Annotated in this window: 15 protein-coding genes; 4 read left to right on the forward strand and 11 right to left on the reverse strand. The window is 71.8% G+C overall.

Translation table 11 applies throughout. The annotated features are described in order from the left end of the window. Positions 1 to 62: 62 nt before the first annotated feature. The 7 genes from truB to rimP form a co-directional block, all read right to left on the reverse strand. Positions 63 to 971 (reverse strand): tRNA pseudouridine(55) synthase TruB, encoded by a 909-nt coding sequence (gene truB / locus ACFYYB_RS12365; RefSeq protein WP_327304267.1) that lies wholly within the window; start codon positions 969 to 971, stop codon positions 63 to 65. Beyond that, complete coding sequence (gene rbfA, locus ACFYYB_RS12370) at positions 971 to 1,453, reverse strand: 30S ribosome-binding factor RbfA (RefSeq protein ID WP_389435034.1); 483 nt, start codon at positions 1,451 to 1,453, stop codon at positions 971 to 973. Before rbfA ends, truB begins: the two co-directional genes overlap by 1 nt. A gap of 28 nt (positions 1,454 to 1,481) precedes the next feature. Beyond that, positions 1,482 to 1,775 (reverse strand): DUF503 domain-containing protein, encoded by a 294-nt coding sequence (locus tag ACFYYB_RS12375; protein WP_030161467.1) that lies wholly within the window; start codon positions 1,773 to 1,775, stop codon positions 1,482 to 1,484. 173 nt (positions 1,776 to 1,948) lie between these two features. After that, positions 1,949 to 5,119: a translation initiation factor IF-2 gene (infB, locus tag ACFYYB_RS12380; protein WP_389435036.1), complete on the reverse strand. Its 3,171-nt coding sequence runs from the start codon at positions 5,117 to 5,119 to the stop codon at positions 1,949 to 1,951. Between the two features lie 143 nt (positions 5,120 to 5,262). Beyond that, the gene (locus ACFYYB_RS12385; RefSeq protein WP_383955177.1) at positions 5,263 to 5,556 is read right to left on the reverse strand and encodes a YlxR family protein; all 294 of its coding nucleotides are present in this window, start codon (positions 5,554 to 5,556) and stop codon (positions 5,263 to 5,265) included. 188 nt (positions 5,557 to 5,744) lie between these two features. Continuing rightward, positions 5,745 to 6,845 (reverse strand): transcription termination factor NusA, encoded by a 1,101-nt coding sequence (gene nusA, locus ACFYYB_RS12390; protein ID WP_389435038.1) that lies wholly within the window; start codon positions 6,843 to 6,845, stop codon positions 5,745 to 5,747. Between the two features lie 2 nt (positions 6,846 to 6,847). After that, on the reverse strand, positions 6,848 to 7,345 hold the full coding sequence (rimP, locus tag ACFYYB_RS12395) for a ribosome maturation factor RimP (RefSeq protein ID WP_266904030.1): 498 nt from the start codon (positions 7,343 to 7,345) through the stop codon (positions 6,848 to 6,850). Between the two features lie 154 nt (positions 7,346 to 7,499). On the opposite strand from rimP, the gene ACFYYB_RS12400 reads away from it, so the two are divergent. The 4 genes from ACFYYB_RS12400 to ACFYYB_RS12415 are packed head-to-tail and all read left to right on the forward strand — an operon-like array spanning position 7,500 to position 10,471. Next, the gene (locus ACFYYB_RS12400) at positions 7,500 to 8,051 is read left to right on the forward strand and encodes a hypothetical protein (protein WP_389435041.1); all 552 of its coding nucleotides are present in this window, start codon (positions 7,500 to 7,502) and stop codon (positions 8,049 to 8,051) included. Next, positions 8,048 to 8,503, forward strand: coding sequence for a ferritin-like domain-containing protein (locus ACFYYB_RS12405; protein WP_389435043.1), 456 nt, complete (start codon positions 8,048 to 8,050; stop codon positions 8,501 to 8,503). Before ACFYYB_RS12400 ends, ACFYYB_RS12405 begins: the two co-directional genes overlap by 4 nt. Before the next feature lie 52 nt (positions 8,504 to 8,555). Continuing rightward, complete coding sequence (locus tag ACFYYB_RS12410) at positions 8,556 to 9,458, forward strand: aminoglycoside phosphotransferase family protein (RefSeq protein ID WP_389435045.1); 903 nt, start codon at positions 8,556 to 8,558, stop codon at positions 9,456 to 9,458. A gap of 41 nt (positions 9,459 to 9,499) precedes the next feature. Further along, positions 9,500 to 10,471: a slipin family protein gene (locus tag ACFYYB_RS12415; protein WP_389435047.1), complete on the forward strand. Its 972-nt coding sequence runs from the start codon at positions 9,500 to 9,502 to the stop codon at positions 10,469 to 10,471. Between the two features lie 141 nt (positions 10,472 to 10,612). On the opposite strand, the gene ACFYYB_RS12420 is transcribed toward ACFYYB_RS12415, so the two are convergent. From ACFYYB_RS12420 to ispG, 4 genes are all read right to left on the reverse strand, one after another. Then, positions 10,613 to 12,316 carry a proline--tRNA ligase gene (locus tag ACFYYB_RS12420; protein ID WP_389435049.1) on the reverse strand — a complete coding sequence of 568 codons (1,704 nt, stop codon included), beginning with the start codon at positions 12,314 to 12,316 and terminating at the stop codon, positions 10,613 to 10,615. 57 nt (positions 12,317 to 12,373) lie between these two features. Further along, a complete protein-coding gene (locus tag ACFYYB_RS12425; protein WP_389436173.1) occupies positions 12,374 to 12,943 on the reverse strand; it encodes a GNAT family N-acetyltransferase in 570 nt (189 codons plus the stop codon). A 109-nt stretch (positions 12,944 to 13,052) separates the two neighbouring features. Continuing rightward, entirely contained in the window at positions 13,053 to 13,898 is an 846-nt protein-coding gene (locus ACFYYB_RS12430) for a GNAT family N-acetyltransferase (RefSeq protein ID WP_389435051.1), read from the reverse strand. Between the two features lie 168 nt (positions 13,899 to 14,066). Continuing rightward, positions 14,067 to 15,224 (reverse strand): flavodoxin-dependent (E)-4-hydroxy-3-methylbut-2-enyl-diphosphate synthase, encoded by a 1,158-nt coding sequence (gene ispG, locus ACFYYB_RS12435; RefSeq protein ID WP_327304277.1) that lies wholly within the window; start codon positions 15,222 to 15,224, stop codon positions 14,067 to 14,069. Between the last annotated feature and the right edge of the window lie 23 nt (positions 15,225 to 15,247).

A 15,247-nucleotide genomic window follows, 5' to 3' on the forward strand; every position in this document is an offset into this window, starting at 1 on the left:
GAACCGGCCGGCCCGAAGGCCGGCCGGTGAACCGCGTCAGCGGAACAGATCAACGGAACGGATCAGGCGAAGACCGCGAGCGACTTCGCCTTGCCGCCCTTGCTCTCGACGAGCCCGAGCAGCTGCCCGTCCGGCCCGTAGACCGCGACCGCCTTGCCGGGCTCGTACTCGTCCGGCATGTCGATCCGCACGCCGTTCGCCAGCAGTGACGCCCGCCGGGCGTCGAGCTCCCAGCGCGGGAACGCGGCAGCCGCCGCGTCGCCGATCGGCATGACGGTCAGCTCCTCCTGGAGCTGGTCGAGCGTGCGCGCCCGGTCGATCTTGTACGGGCCCACCCGCGTGCGCCGCAACGCCGTGAGGTGCCCGCCGACGCCGAGGTCGGCGCCCAGGTCCCGCGCGAGCGCGCGGATGTACGTCCCGCTGGAGCAGACCACGGAGACGACGAGGTCGACGACCTTGGTGCCGTCCTCGGCCTCCGCCTCCCGCATGTCGTACACCTGGAACGAGGAGACGGTCACCGGGCGGGCCGGGATCTCGAACTCCTCGCCGTCGCGTGCGCGCTTGTAGGAGCGCACGCCCTTGATCTTGATGGCGCTGACCTTGGACGGGACCTGCATGATCGCGCCGGACAGCTTGGCGATGCCCGCGTCCACGCCTTCCCGGGTGACCCCGGTGGCATCCGTGGAGGAGGTGATCTCGCCCTCGGCGTCGTCCGTCAGGGTGTTCTGGCCCAGCCGGATGGTGCCGAGGTACTCCTTCTCCGTGAGCGCGAGGTGGCCGAGGAGCTTGGTGGCCTTCTCGACGCCCAGGACCAGCACGCCCGTAGCCATCGGATCGAGCGTGCCGGCGTGGCCGACGCGGCGGGTCTTGGCGATCCCGCGCATCTTGGCGACCACGTCGTGCGAAGTGAAACCGGACGGCTTGTCGACGATGACCAGGCCGTCCGGCGTCTTCCCTGCGTTGGTGCTCATTACGCGGATGCGTCCCCGTCTTCGTCGGCGCCGGCCTCTTCGGCGGCGTCGTCAGCGTCCTCGTCGGGCTTCTTGTACGGGTCGGCGTCGCCGGCGTACTTCGCGCCCGAGGAGACCTCGCGCACCTGTGCGTCGGAGGTCCGCGCCTTCTCGAGGAGGTCCTCGATGCTCTTGGCGGTCTCCGGAAGGGCGTCCGCCACGAACGTCAGGGTCGGCGTGAACTTGGTCTGCGCCGCCCGGCCGACCGCGGAGCGCAGTACGCCCTTGGCGCTCTCCAGACCCGCTGCCGCACTGACCCGCGCCTCGTCGTCGCCGTACACCGTGTAGAAGACCGTGGCCTCCCGCAGGTCGCCGGTGACCCTGGTGTCCGTGATGGTCACGTGCGTACCGAGGCGGGGGTCCTTGACGCCGCGCTGCAGCTTCTCGGCCACCACCTCCCGGATGAGGTCCGCCAGCTTCTTCGCCCGCGCATTGTCGGCCACTGGTCCGTCTCCTTCTCAAGTCTTGCGGTCAGTCTTCATCACCGTGGAGCCGCCGTCGTACCGACAGCAGTTCCACTTCCGGACGTGCCGCGACCAGCCGCTCGCAGCGGTCCAGTACATCCGAGAGGAACCCCGTGTCCCCACTCACCAGAGCGACCCCTATACGGGCCCTGCGGTGCAGGTCCTGGTCGCCCACTTCGGCCGCGCTCACAGAGAACTTGCGCTGGAGCTCGGCCACGATGGGCCGGACGACGGAGCGTTTCTCCTTCAGCGAGTGAACGTCGCCGAGGAGCAGATCGAAGGACAGAGTCCCCACGTACATGCAGTTCCGGATATCCCGCCGGTGCGGGTTCGGTGGCCTGCCGGCCGTCGCGCGGCAGGGTCATCAGAACCGTACACGCAACGGCCGGGGCCGATCGACGGATATTCCGCCGACCGGCCCCGGTGTTACAGCAACCTACGACTGGCTACGACACGGTGCGAACCGCCTCGCGCTTACGCGCGGGGCTTCTCGCGCATCTCGTACGTCGCGATGACGTCGTCGACCTTGATGTCGTTGAAGTTACCGAGGTTGATACCACCCTCGAAGCCTTCGCGGATCTCGGTGACGTCGTCCTTGAAGCGGCGCAGACCGGAGATGTTGAGGCTCTCGGCGATGACCTTGCCATCGCGCAGGAGCCGCGCCTTGGTGTTGCGCTTGACCTCGCCGGACCGGATGAGGACACCGGCGATGTTGCCCAGCTTGGACGAGCGGAAGACCTCGCGGACCTCCGCCGTACCGAGCTCGACCTCTTCGTACTCCGGCTTGAGGAGACCCTTCAGGGCCGCCTCGATCTCCTCGATGGCCTGGTAGATCACCGAGTAGTAGCGGACGTCGACACCCTCGCGCTCCGCCATCTGCGCGGCACGGCCGGCCGCACGGACGTTGTAGCCGATGACGATGGCGTCGGAGCCCATCGCCAGGTTGATGTCGGACTCGGTGACCGCACCCACACCGCGGTGCAGGACGCGGATGTCGACCTCTTCGCCGACGTCGAGCTGGAGCAGCGAGGACTCGAGAGCCTCCACCGCACCGGACGCGTCGCCCTTGATGATGAGGTTGAGTTCCTGGACCAGACCGGCCTTGAGGACCGAGTCGAGGTCTTCCAGGGACACCCGGCGGACGCGCTTGGCGAAGTTGGCGTTGCGCTCACGCGCAGCACGCTTCTCGGCGATCTGACGGGCCGTACGGTCCTCGTCGACGACGAGGAAGTTGTCGCCGGCGCCGGGGACGTTGGTGAGACCCAGGACCAGGACGGGGGTCGCGGGACCCGCTTCCTCGACGTTGTTGCCCTTGTCGTCGAGCATGGCGCGCACGCGGCCGTAGGCATCGCCCACGACCATCGTGTCGCCGACGCGGAGGGTACCGCGCTGGACGAGGACGGTGGCAACGGCACCGCGGCCGCGGTCGAGGTGGGACTCGATCGCAATACCCTGAGCGTCCTGCTCCGGGTTGGCGCGCAGGTCGAGCGAGGCGTCGGCGGTGAGGACGACGGCCTCGAGCAGGGAGTCGATGTGCAGACCCTGCTTGGCGGAGATGTCGACGAACATCGTGTCGCCGCCGTACTCCTCGGCGACCAGACCGAACTCGGTGAGCTGACCGCGCACCTTGACCGGGTCGGCACCCTCGACGTCGATCTTGTTGACCGCGACGACGATCGGAACGCCGGCGGCCTGGGCGTGGTTGAGCGCCTCGATCGTCTGCGGCATCACGCCGTCGTTGGCCGCGACCACGAGGATCGCGATGTCGGTCGACTTGGCACCACGGGCACGCATGGCGGTGAACGCCTCGTGACCCGGGGTGTCGATGAAGGTGATCTTGCGCTCTTCATCGTTGACCGTGGCGCTGACCTGGTACGCACCGATGTGCTGGGTGATGCCACCAGCCTCGCCCGCAACGACGTTCGTCTTGCGGATGGCGTCGAGGAGGCGGGTCTTACCGTGGTCGACGTGACCCATGACGGTCACGACCGGCGGACGCGGCATGAGGAATTCCTCGCCGCCCTCGTCCTCGCCGAACTCGATGTCGAAGCCCTCGAGGAGCTCGCGGTCCTCTTCCTCCGGGCTGACGATCTGAACGACGTAGTTCATCTCGCCGGCCAGCATTTCGAGGGTCTCGTCGGAGACGGACTGCGTGGCGGTGACCATCTCGCCGAGGTTCATCATCACGGCGACGAGCGACGCCGGGTTGGCGTTGATCTTCTCCGCGAAGTCGGTGAGGGACGCACCGCGGGACAGGCGAACGGTCTCGCCGTGACCACGCGGCAGCATGATGCCGCCGACCGACGGGGCCTGCATGGCCTCGTACTCCTGGCGACGCTGGCGCTTGGACTTGCGTCCACGACGCGCGGGACCACCGGGACGGCCGAAGGCGCCCTGCGTGCCACCACGGGCGTTGGGACCACCGGGACGACCGCCGAAGCCGGGACGACCGCCGCCACCGGCACCGGCCGGACCGCCGCCGAAGCCGCCGCCACCGGGACGGGGACCGCCGAAGCCGCCGCCGCCACCCGGACGCGAGCCCGGACCGGCCGGACGACCGGCGAAGCCGCCGCCCGCGGGACGACCGGCGCCACCGGCGCCGCCGGGACGGGGACCGCCCGCACCGGGACCACGGCCACCGGGGCCGCCACCGGGACGGGGACCGGGACCACCGGCAGCGGGACGCTGCGGCATCATGCCCGGGTTGGGACGGTTGCCACCGGGAGCACCACCGGGACGCGGGGCGCCGCCCTGCGGACGCGGCATGCCGCCCGGGGTCGGACGGCCCGCACCGGCACCCTGCGGACGCGGAGCGCCGCCGGGGCCGCCCTGCGGACGGGGAGCGCCACCCTGGCGGTCACCGGCGCCGGGGGCACCGGGACGGGGAGCGCCGGCCGGACGGGGCGCCTGCGGGCGCGCCATGCCGGTGGAGCCACCAGAGGTGAACGGGTTGTTGCCCGGACGGGGACCGGCCGGACGGGCGCCCTGCGGACGCGGGGCCGAAGCACCGGGACCGGCGGGACGCTCGGTGCGCGCCGGAGCGGCACCGGCCGGACGCGGGGCGCCGGGACGGGCGCCGGACTGGCCGCCCTGGGCCGCCGGACGCTCGGTGCGCTCGGGGCGCTGCTGCACCGGACGCGGACCGGGGGTCGCGCCGGGGCCGGCGGGACGGTCGGTGCGCGCCGGAGCCGCGGCGGCCGGAGCCGCCGGAGGCGCGGAGAACTCGGTCGCCACGGGAGCCGCCGGAGCGGGCTTCGGGGCGGCCGGAGCCTTCGGACCCGGACGCGGACCACCGGGGGCGGCGGTCGGGGTCACCGGGGCGGGCGCTGCGGGGGCCGGAGCCTCTGCGACGACCGGCTTGGGGGCCGGTGCGCCGGGCTTCGGCGCAGCGGATCGTGCGGGACCCGGGGTCGGGGCCCCGGGCTTGGCGGGCGCCGCGCTGCGGGGCGCGCCAGGCTTCGCAGGGGCCTTGCCGGCGTTGCCGCCGGGACCCTGCAATGCGTCGGTCAACTTGCGTACGACCGGCGCCTCGATCGTCGAGGACGCCGAACGGACGAACTCACCGAGTTCCTGGAGCTTGGCCATGACGACCTTGCTCTCAACTCCGAACTCCTTGGCGAGTTCGTATACCCGGACCTTAGCCACTTCGCTCCTTTTAGGTCCGGGTTACGCCGGACCGTCTCTACTTCATGCTCGTACTCATCGCGTACTCATCGAGGGGTGCTCATCGCAATCTCGACCTACTTCCAACTCGCGAGGTACCTGACCGCACGGTGATCCGTGCCGTACTACGTGCTTGGTGTCGCCTCGGCCTCATCGGCCACGGCATGGTGCAGTTCCGCCGTGTCGAACGGTCCTGCGGACTTGAAGGCCCGGGAGAACGCCCTACGGCGGACAGCCTGGTCGAGGCAGACCACGGCGGGGTGCACGTAGGCACCCCGGCCGGGCAGCGTACCGCGAGGATCGGAGACACATTTGTCACCGACCGCCACGATGCGCAGCAGATCGCTCTTGGCCGCTCGCTCCCGACACCCCACACAGGTGCGTTCGGGGCATGCGCGGGCTTGCGTCCGGCCAGACACGCTTAAGTCTACCTCCCCGCACCGACCTCACCCCTTCGGGCGAAAAATCGAACGGATGTTGTCGTGATCACTAGTGCCGGGTCACGCCGCCGAAACCCCGGCGGCGGACATCCGTGCACGTCGAGCAGGGCTCTTGTCGCCCCTGCCGTTCTTGTGTACCGCCCGAACAGCTCCGGGCGGTAGCGGTTTTATTCCCCGCGGCGGTCGTCGCGCCGGTCGGCGCCCCGGTCGTCGCGGCTGTCGCCCCGGTCGTCGCGGCGCTCGCCGCGGTCGTCGCGGCGCTCGCCCCGGTCGCGGTCATCGCCGTCCGAGGGCTGCTCGGTGTCGGGACGGATGTCGATGCGCCAGCCGGTCAGGCGGGCGGCGAGGCGGGCGTTCTGGCCCTCCTTGCCGATGGCCAGCGACAGCTGGTAGTCGGGCACGGTCACCCGCGCGGACCGGGTGTCCCAGTCCACGACCTCGACCTTGCTCACCCGGGCGGGTGACAGGGCGTTGGCGACCATCTCCGCCGGGTCGTCCGACCAGTCGACGATGTCGATCTTCTCGCCGTGCAGCTCGGCCATCACGTTGCGCACGCGGCTGCCCATCGGGCCGATGCAGGCGCCCTTCGGGTTGAGGCCGGAGCGGTTGGCGCGAACGGCGATCTTGGTGCGGTGACCGGCCTCACGGGCGATCGCGCAGATCTCGACGCTGCCGTCGGCGATCTCCGGGACCTCCAGCGCGAACAGCTTCTTCACCAGGTTCGGGTGGGTGCGCGACAGGGTCACGGACGGACCGCGAACGCCCTTCGCCACCCGCACGACGTACGACTTCAGTCGCAGTCCGTGCGTGTAGTCCTCCCCGGGGACCTGCTCCTGCACCGGCAGCATGGCCTCCATCTTGCCGATGTCGACCAGGACGTTCTTCGGGTCCTTGCCCTGCTGCACGACGCCGGTGATGACATCACCCTCGCGGCCCAGGAACTCGCCGAAGGTCAGGTCGTCCTCGGCGTCGCGCAGACGCTGGAGGATCACCTGCTTGGCGGTCGTCGCGGCGATGCGGCCGAAGTCCGACGGGGTGTCGTCGAACTCCTTGGCCTCCTGGCCCTCTTCCAGGTCCCTCGGGTCCTCGGTCGCCCACACGATCACGTGACCGTTAGTGCGGTCGAGCACGACGCGTGCGCGCCGGAAGCTTCCCTCGGTGCGGTGGTACGCGATGAGGAGGGCCGACTCGATCGCTTCGACGAGCAGGTCGAAGGAAATCTCCTTCTCCCGGACCAGACCCCGTAGGGCACTCATGTCGATGTCCACGACTACGCCTCCTCTTCCTTCTTGTCCTTGCGGTTGAACTCGATCTCGACACGCGCCTTGGCGATGTCGGTGAACACGATGCGGCGGGCGGTCGCCTTGCGGCCCTTCACGCCCGGGACCTCCAGGTCCATGCCCTCGTCGTCGACGTCGAGGATGCGGGCGATCACTTCCCCGCCGTCCGACGTCTGGAACTTCACGAGGCGGCCGATCGCCCGGATGTAGTGACGGTGCTCGGTCAGCGGGCGGTCCGCGCCCGGCGAGCTGACTTCGAGGACGTACTCGTCCTCACCCATCGCGTCGGTCTCGTCCAGCAGGTCGGAGACCTCGCGGCTCAGCTCGGCGCACGCGTCCAGCTCCACGCCTTCGTCGGAGTCCACGATAATGCGCAGCATCCGGCGCTTGCCCGCCTTGGACGTCTCGATCTCCTCGAGGTCCAGGCCCTTGGCGGCGACGAGCGGCTCCAGCAATGCGCGCAGCCTGTCGCTCTGGGTGGTGCTCATCCGGGTGACTCCTCGGCCGCGTGTGCTGTTGTGATTTCCGTCGTGCGTCAGGTCAAAGGGTATCCGGTCGCGGGGGGTGTTGCCGTCCGCCCTGTGGACGGGGCCCCGGGTACCGTGATCACACCCTGCCACCATCACCCCCAAGGACGTCCCCGTGCCCTCGATCCCGCCCTCGCGAAGAGGCCTGCTCGCCGGTGCCGCGGGCGTCGCCGGAGCCGTGCTGCTCAGCGGTTGCTCCGACGACCGGCCGCCCGCAGCGGCCCCCGAGGTTCCACTCGAACGGCGGATGCGCGAGACGGCCGTTCGTGAGAGCGAGCGACTGCTGAAACGTTACGACGCGACGGCCGCGGCCCATCCGGCCCTCGGCCCGCGCCTCGCACCGCTGCGCGCCTCGGTCGCGGCGCACACGGCGGCCCTCGCCGACGAGGGCTCCCCGGCGGCCTCGCCCTCCCGCTCCGCCTCCGCGCACTCCCCCGTCCCGTCCGGCGCCGCGGCCGCTCCCCCCGCTCCGGCGGCCGCGCCGGTGCCCGCCGCGCCCGCCGACGCGCTGGCCGCCCTCGCGGACGCCGAGCGGAGCCTGGCCGAGGCCCGGACCATCTCCCTGGCCGGCGCCCCCGGGGAGCTGGCCCGGATGCTCGCCTCCGTCGCGGCGTGCGGCCACGTGCACGCGTACCTGCTGACCTCGAACCCGGGAGCCTCCTCGTGACCTCCACACCCTCCCCCGCCGGCCGGGTCCTGGAGGCGGCGCAGGCCGCGCTGGCCGCCGAGCACGCGGCCGCGTACGGCTACGGCGTGATCGGGGCCCGGGCCTCGGCCGCCCGCTCCGCCGAGGCCCGCGAGGCGCACGGCGGCCACCTCGCGCGCCGCGACGCGCTCGCCCGCACCGTGCGTGAGCTGGGCGGTTCCCCGCGGCCCTCGGAGGCCGCGTACACCCTGCCGTTCACCGTGCGCACGCCCGCCGACGCCGAGCGGCTGGCCGCCGGGATCGAGGACCGGGTGGCCGGCGCGTACTCCGATCTGGTGCGCGCCGCCGAGGGCCGGTTGCGCCGCGAGGCGGCCGACGCGCTGAGCGCCGCGGCCCTGCGGGCGGCACGGTGGCGCGGTGTCGGCGTAGCCTTCCCTGGGCTCACGGAACGCGCGGACACACCGCCGACCTAGCGCGCAACCATGCGCGACGAGCCCGGGCACGGCTGAAAGGGACCACGCACGCATGGCTTTCGAACCGCCGCAGCGGCTCGTACGGGCGCTCGGCGAGCTGCCGGAATCGGCGCACGTCTCGGACTGGCTGGGGCAGCTCCCCGGGCTGGCGCGGGACGCGCTGGCGCGGCGCGGGGTGCAGGCCCAGCGGGTCCAGGCACCCGGCGGGCGCAGCAGCCTGGTCGTCCTCGTCCGGTACGCCGACGGGACCCCGGCCACGCTGAAGCTGGCCCCGCCGGAGCTCCGGCCCGACCGGGAGCTGGCCGCCCTGGCCCACTGGGGTGGTTTCGGGGCGGTACGGGTCCTCGACACGCGCCATCACGAGGAGGACGGGGCGCTGCTGCTGGAGCGACTGCACCCCGAGGTCTCGCTGCGGTCGCTGCCGGAGGCGAAGGCCCTGCTGGAGGCCTGCGGCACGCTGCGCAGACTGTGGGTGGCACCAGCGCCGGGGCACGGCTGGGAGACGGTCGCCGAGCGGACCTCCGAGCAGGCCGAGGTGCTCCGCAAGGCTCCCCCGGAGACGGCGGAGCTGGCCTCGGCGGCGCTGGCGGCCCGCGAGGAACTGACGGCGGCGCCGGCCGAGGAACTGCTGCTGCACGGGAACTTCCGGCAGGGCAAGGTCCTCTCCGGCGAGCGCGCTCCGTGGCTGGCGGTGGGTCCGGACCCGATGGTCGGCGAGCGTGCGTACGACTTGGCGCGGCTGGTACGGGACCGGCTGGAGGACCAGATGGCCTCCTCGGCGGGGGCATCGGGCGCCCGGCGACGGGTGAACAAGCTGGCCGACGCGCTGGAGGTGGACCGGGACCGGCTGCGGGGCTGGACGCTGTTCCGCGCGGTCGAATCGGGCAACCGGGCGCTGGCCGCGGGGCGGCGGCGGGACGCGGAGCTGTTGCTGGAGTTCGCGGGCTGGTTGTAGGGCATAAGCCTGGTGGGGGACCTGCCCGCCAGGAGGACGCCATGCTCCAGGAACTGCTGACAGCCGGCGCCGTCGCGGGCGTCGGGATCGCGGCCTACGCGGGCGCCGCCGCCCGCGTGGTGAAGCAGTACGAGCGGGGCGTGGTCTTCCGCCTGGGCCGGCTGCGGGGCGGTGTCCGGGGGCCCGGCTTCACCTTCGTGGTCCCGGTCGTGGACCGGCTGCGCAAGGTCAACATGCAGATCGTGACGATGCCGGTGCCCGCCCAGGAGGGGATCACGCGGGACAACGTCACGGTGCGGGTGGACGCGGTCGTGTACTTCAAGGTGGTGGACGCGGCCAACGCGATCATCGAGGTCGAGGACTACCGGTTCGCCGTCTCCCAAATGGCGCAGACCTCACTGCGGTCGATCATCGGCAAGTCCGATCTGGACGACCTGCTGTCCAACCGGGAGCAGCTCAACCAGGGCCTGGAGCTGATGATCGACAGTCCGGCGGTGGGCTGGGGCGTCCAGATCGACCGGGTGGAGATCAAGGACGTGTCGCTCCCGGAGACGATGAAGCGGTCGATGGCGCGGCAGGCGGAGGCCGACCGGGAGCGGCGGGCGCGGATCATCAACGCGGACGCGGAGCTCCAGGCGTCGAGGAAGCTGGCCGAGGCGGCGGAGGTCATGTCGGAGCAGCCGGCGGCGCTTCAGCTGCGGCTGCTCCAGTCGGTCGTGGCGGTCGCCGCGGAGAAGAACTCCACGCTGGTCCTCCCGTTCCCGGTGGAACTCCTGCGCTTCCTGGAACGCGCGGCCCCTGCCCCTACGGGTACCCCGGGCCCCGCTCCTGCGGTGGCGGCCCCGGTTGCCGCGGCCCCCGCTCCTGCGGCCGCGCCTGCGCCCCTCACGGACCCTGACCCCGAGGCGGCTCCTCCGGACACCGGTGCGGGTCTCGGGCCCCGGGCGGCGGACGAGCCCTGCCTGGACGGCTCCCCGCTCCCGCCCCCGGCCGAGCCGGACGTGCGCGGCTAGGCGCTGCGCGGAGCCGTCCCCTACCCGCCCTTCCACCGTTCCCCGGGCGCCGCCCGGACCCCCTGGGGCTCCGCCCCAGACCCCGCGCCCCAAACGCCTGCGAGGCTGGAATTGCCCTGCGGGCAATCCAGCCCCGCAGGGCTACGCGGTGCCGGTCAGGCGGGACAGGGCCTCCGGGAGGGGGAGTTCCTCTCGGGTGCCCGAGCGGCGGTCCTGGAGTTCGACCACCTCGTCCGCCGAGCGGCGGCCCGCGACCAGGATCCACGGGACGCCGATCAGCTCCGCGTCCGTCAGCTTCACCCCCGGTGACAGGCCGGGGCGGTCGTCGAGGAGGACGCGGAGACCGGCCGCGGCCAAAGCGTCCGCCGCCGACTCCGCGAGAGCGAGCGGCACCGCCTTGCCCGCCGCCACGACGTGCACGTCGGCCGGGGCCACCGCCGCCGGCCAGCACAGGCCCCGCTCGTCCGCCGTCTGCTCGGCCAGCGCGGCCACCGCGCGGGAGACGCCGATCCCGTAGGAGCCCATGGTGACGCGGACCGGCTTGCCCTGCGCCCCGAGGACGTCCAGGCCGAACGCGTCCGCGTACTTGCGGCCGAGCTGGAAGATGTGGCCGATCTCGATCGCCCTGTCCAGGCGGAGCCCGGCGCCGCAGGAGGGGCAGGGGTCGCCCTCTTCGACGACGACCACGTCCAGGTACCGGTCCACCTCGAAGTCCCGCCCGCAGACCACGTTCCGGGCGTGCGTGTCGGGCTGGTTGGCGCCCGTCACCCAGGAGGTGCCCGGCGCGACGCGGGGGTCGGCGAGGTAGGTGACCTTCTCCAGGCCCTGCGGGCCCACGTAGCCCCGTACGAGGTCGGGCCGGCCGGTGAAGTCCTCCGCCGTCACCAGCTCCACGACCGCCGGGGCCAGGTGCTCGCCGAGCTTGCCGAGGTCGACCTCGCGGTCGCCCGGTACGCCGACGGCGGTGATCTCGCCGTCCACCTTCACCAGGAGGTTCTTCAGCGTCGCCGAGGCGGGGATGCCCAGGTGCGCCGCCAGGGACTCGATGGTGGGGGTGTCGGGGGTCGGGATCTCCTCCAGCGGGCCGTGCTCCCCCTCGGCCGGGGTCAGGGCGAAGGTCACCGCCTCCGTGTTGGCCGCGTAGCCGCAGGAGGGGCAGTCCGCGAAGGTGTCCTCGCCGGCCGGGGCCGGTGCCAGGAACTCCTCCGACGCCGAGCCGCCCATCGCGCCCGACACCGCCGACACCACCCGGTGGTCGAGGCCGAGCCGCTCGAAGATGCGTACGTAGGCCTCGCGGTGGAGCCGGTAGGACTCGGCCAGACCCTCGTCCGACACGTCGAAGGAGTACGAGTCCTTCATCTGGAACTCGCGGCCGCGCAGGACGCCCGAGCGGGGCCGTGCCTCGTCGCGGTACTTGGTCTGGATCTGGTACAGCATGACCGGCAGGTCCTTGTAGGACGTGCACTGGTCCTTGACCACCAGGGTGAAGATCTCCTCGTGGGTGGGGCCCAGCAGGTAGTCGGCGCCCTTGCGGTCCTTGAGCCGGAAGAGCAGGTCCCCGTACTCCGACCAGCGCCCGCTGACCTCGTACGGCTCCTTCGGCAGCAGCGCCGGGAGCAGCACTTCCTGCGCCCCGATCCCGTCCATCTCCTCGCGGACGATGCGCGAGACGTTGTCCAGGACCCGCTTGCCGAGCGGCAGCCAGCTCCACACCCCGGCGGAGCTGCGCCGGACGTAGCCGGCGCGGACCAGGAGGCGGTGGCTGAGGGTTTCCGCGTCGGCGGGGTCCTCGCGGAGGGTCTTGGCCATGAGGCGGGACATGCGCTGCACGTGTTGCGTTGACATGGAGGGAGGCTATCGGGGGCCGCGCGGGCCTCGGAAACACTTTCCGGGTCCGCGGGGTCAGGGCTTGCGCAGCGGCAGCGGGGCGCCCATGACGGCGTACGGGAGGCTCGCGCTCGGGAAGAGGACCTGGCGGGCCAGGTCCGTGTAGCCGAGGGAGCGGTAGAGGCCGCGGGCGGGGCTCTCGGTGTCGATCGCGGAGAGGATCGAGCGTTCCTCGGCGGCGGTGTCGGTGATGAGGGTGATGAGGGCGCGGCCGACGCCCTTGCCCTGGAACCTGGGGTGGACGTGGAGCTCGGTGATCACGAAGGAGCCGTCGAGCCAGCCTTCGAGGCCGCCGGTCCGCAGATAGGGCTCGACGACTCCGGACCACCAGTGCGTGCGGTCGTTGGGCATGCCGTAGACGAACCCGGCGAGGCCCCCGTCCTCGGTGAACGCGCCGAGCGCGCGGGCGCCGCGGCAGGTCATGTGGCGCTGGACGATGTAGCGCCGGATGCCGACCTCCTCCTCGCTGAGGCCGAAGGCCACGGCCTGCACGCGCAGGGCCTCGTCGACCCGGGCGGCGAGGTCGAGGGCCCCGATGCGCAGGCCGGCGGGCCGGCCGGGGTCGTCTCCCGCGGGGGTAGGCATCATGCGGCGACCTTACTGGCCGGGCGTGCGGACGAACAGGAAGATCGGAACAGGAGGTGCCCGACGCTCGGAACGACACCCTCGGAACGGCACGCTCGGAACGGCACCCTCAGAACAGCACGCTCATGAACGCGCCGACCTCGCGGAAGCCGACCCGGCGGTAGGAGGCGCGCGCGGCGGTGTTGAAGTCGTTGACGTACAGGCTGACCACGGGGGCCACGTCCCGCAGCGCGTACGCGACGACGGCGGCCATCCCGCTCTCGGAGTGCCCGCGGCCGCGGAACTCGGGGGCCACCCAGACGCCCTGGATCTGGCAGGCGCGGGAGGTCGCGGCGCCGATCTCGGCCTTGAAGACGACCTTGCCGTCCTCGACGTGGGCGAAGGAGCGCCCGCTTGCCACCAGCTCGGCCACCCGGGCCTGGTAGAGCAGGCCGCCGTCGCCGGTCATCGGGGAGATGCCGACCTCCTCGGTGAACATGGCCACACAGGCGGGCATGATCAGGTCCATCTCGTCCTTGCGGATCCGGCGGACCCCGGGGTCCGCGGTCACCGTGGTGGACGGCTGCTCCATGATCATGAGCGGCTGCCGGGAGCGGACGTCCCGGGCCGGTCCCCAGCTGGGCTCCAGAAGCTGCCACAGCAGCCCCGTCGCCTCGGCGGGGCCGACGATGGAGGAGCAGCGGCGGCCGGTGCGCCGGGCGCGTTCCGCGAAGGCCCGTACGGCGTCGGGGCCGGCGCAGACGGGCACCAGGTTGGCGCCGGCGTAGCAGAGGGAGCGGAGCTCGCCGTCGGCGTACCAGCCCCACATCTCGCCGCCCAGGCGCCACGGGTCGAGCCCGGCGATCTGGACCCTGGAGGTGACGAACGCGTTCTCGACCGGCTCGCGGCCGAGGATGTCGAGCGCGGCGTCGAGATCACTGGGCTCAAGGACCCGGGTGGTGGTCTGCGTCAACACTGGGGCCTCACCATGCAAGTCTGCTGATCTCCGCACTGTACCCGGACCGGCTCCGAGATGCCTTCGAGGCCCCTCGGAGGCGCCTTCGGTGCGGTCCGCCCGGAGGCCCGCACGCCGACGGGCCCGGAACCGCACCTGCGGCTCCGGGCCCGTCACCTGCTGCGGAAACTAGACGCCGATCGCGACCGTCGGCTCGCCCGACATCACGCCGTCCTTCTCCATCTGCTCGGCGATCTTCATCGCCTCTTCGATGAGGGTCTCGACGATCTTCGACTCGGGAACGGTCTTGATGACCTCGCCCTTGACGAAGATCTGGCCCTTGCCGTTGCCGGAGGCGACGCCCAGGTCGGCCTCACGGGCCTCGCCGGGGCCGTTGACGACGCAGCCCATGACCGCGACGCGCAGCGGCACCTCCATGCCCTCCAGGCCCGCCGTGACCTCCTCGGCCAGCTTGTAGACGTCCACCTGCGCACGCCCGCAGGACGGGCAGGAGACGATCTCCAGGCGGCGCGGCTTGAGGTTCAGCGACTCCAGGATCTGGATGCCGACCTTGATCTCCTCCACCGGCGGGGCCGACAGCGAGACGCGGATCGTGTCGCCGATGCCCTCGGAGAGCAGCGCGCCGAAGGCGACGGCGGACTTGATCGTGCCCTGGAACGCCGGGCCGGCCTCGGTGACACCGAGGTGCAGCGGGTAGGTGCACTGGGCGGCCAGCTGCCGGTAGGCGTTGACCATGACGACAGGGTCGTTGTGCTTGACCGAGATCTTGATGTCGCTGAAGCCGTGCTCCTCGAAGAGGCCGGCCTCCCAGAGCGCGGACTCGACCAGCGCCTCGGGCGTGGCCTTGCCGTACTTCTTCAGCAGTCGCGCGTCGAGCGAGCCGGCGTTCACGCCGATCCGGATCGGGGTGCCGGCGTCCTTGGCGGCCCGCGCGATCTCCTTGACCTTGTCGTCGAACTGCTTGATGTTGCCCGGGTTCACGCGGACGGCGGCGCAGCCGGCGTCGATCGCGGCGAACACGTACTTCGGCTGGAAGTGGATGTCGGCGATGACCGGGATGTTCGACTTCTTCGCGATCACGGCGAGCGCGTCGGCGTCGTCCTGCGTCGGGCAGGCCACGCGGACGATGTCACAGCCGGACGCGGTCAGCTCCGCGATCTGCTGGAGCGTGGCCCCGATGTCGGAGGTCCTGGTGGTGGTCATCGACTGCACGGAGATCTGTGCGTCCCCGCCGACGGCGACCGAGCCGACCTGGATCTTGCGGCTGACCCTGCGGTCGGCAAGCTTCGTCGGCACGGCCGGCATTCCGAGAGAGATGGCAGTCATCTGCTGTGCAACCCCAAGGTGTG

This window comes from Streptomyces sp. NPDC002886 (genome assembly GCF_042888445.1).
Lineage (GTDB): Bacteria > Actinomycetota > Actinomycetes > Streptomycetales > Streptomycetaceae > Streptomyces.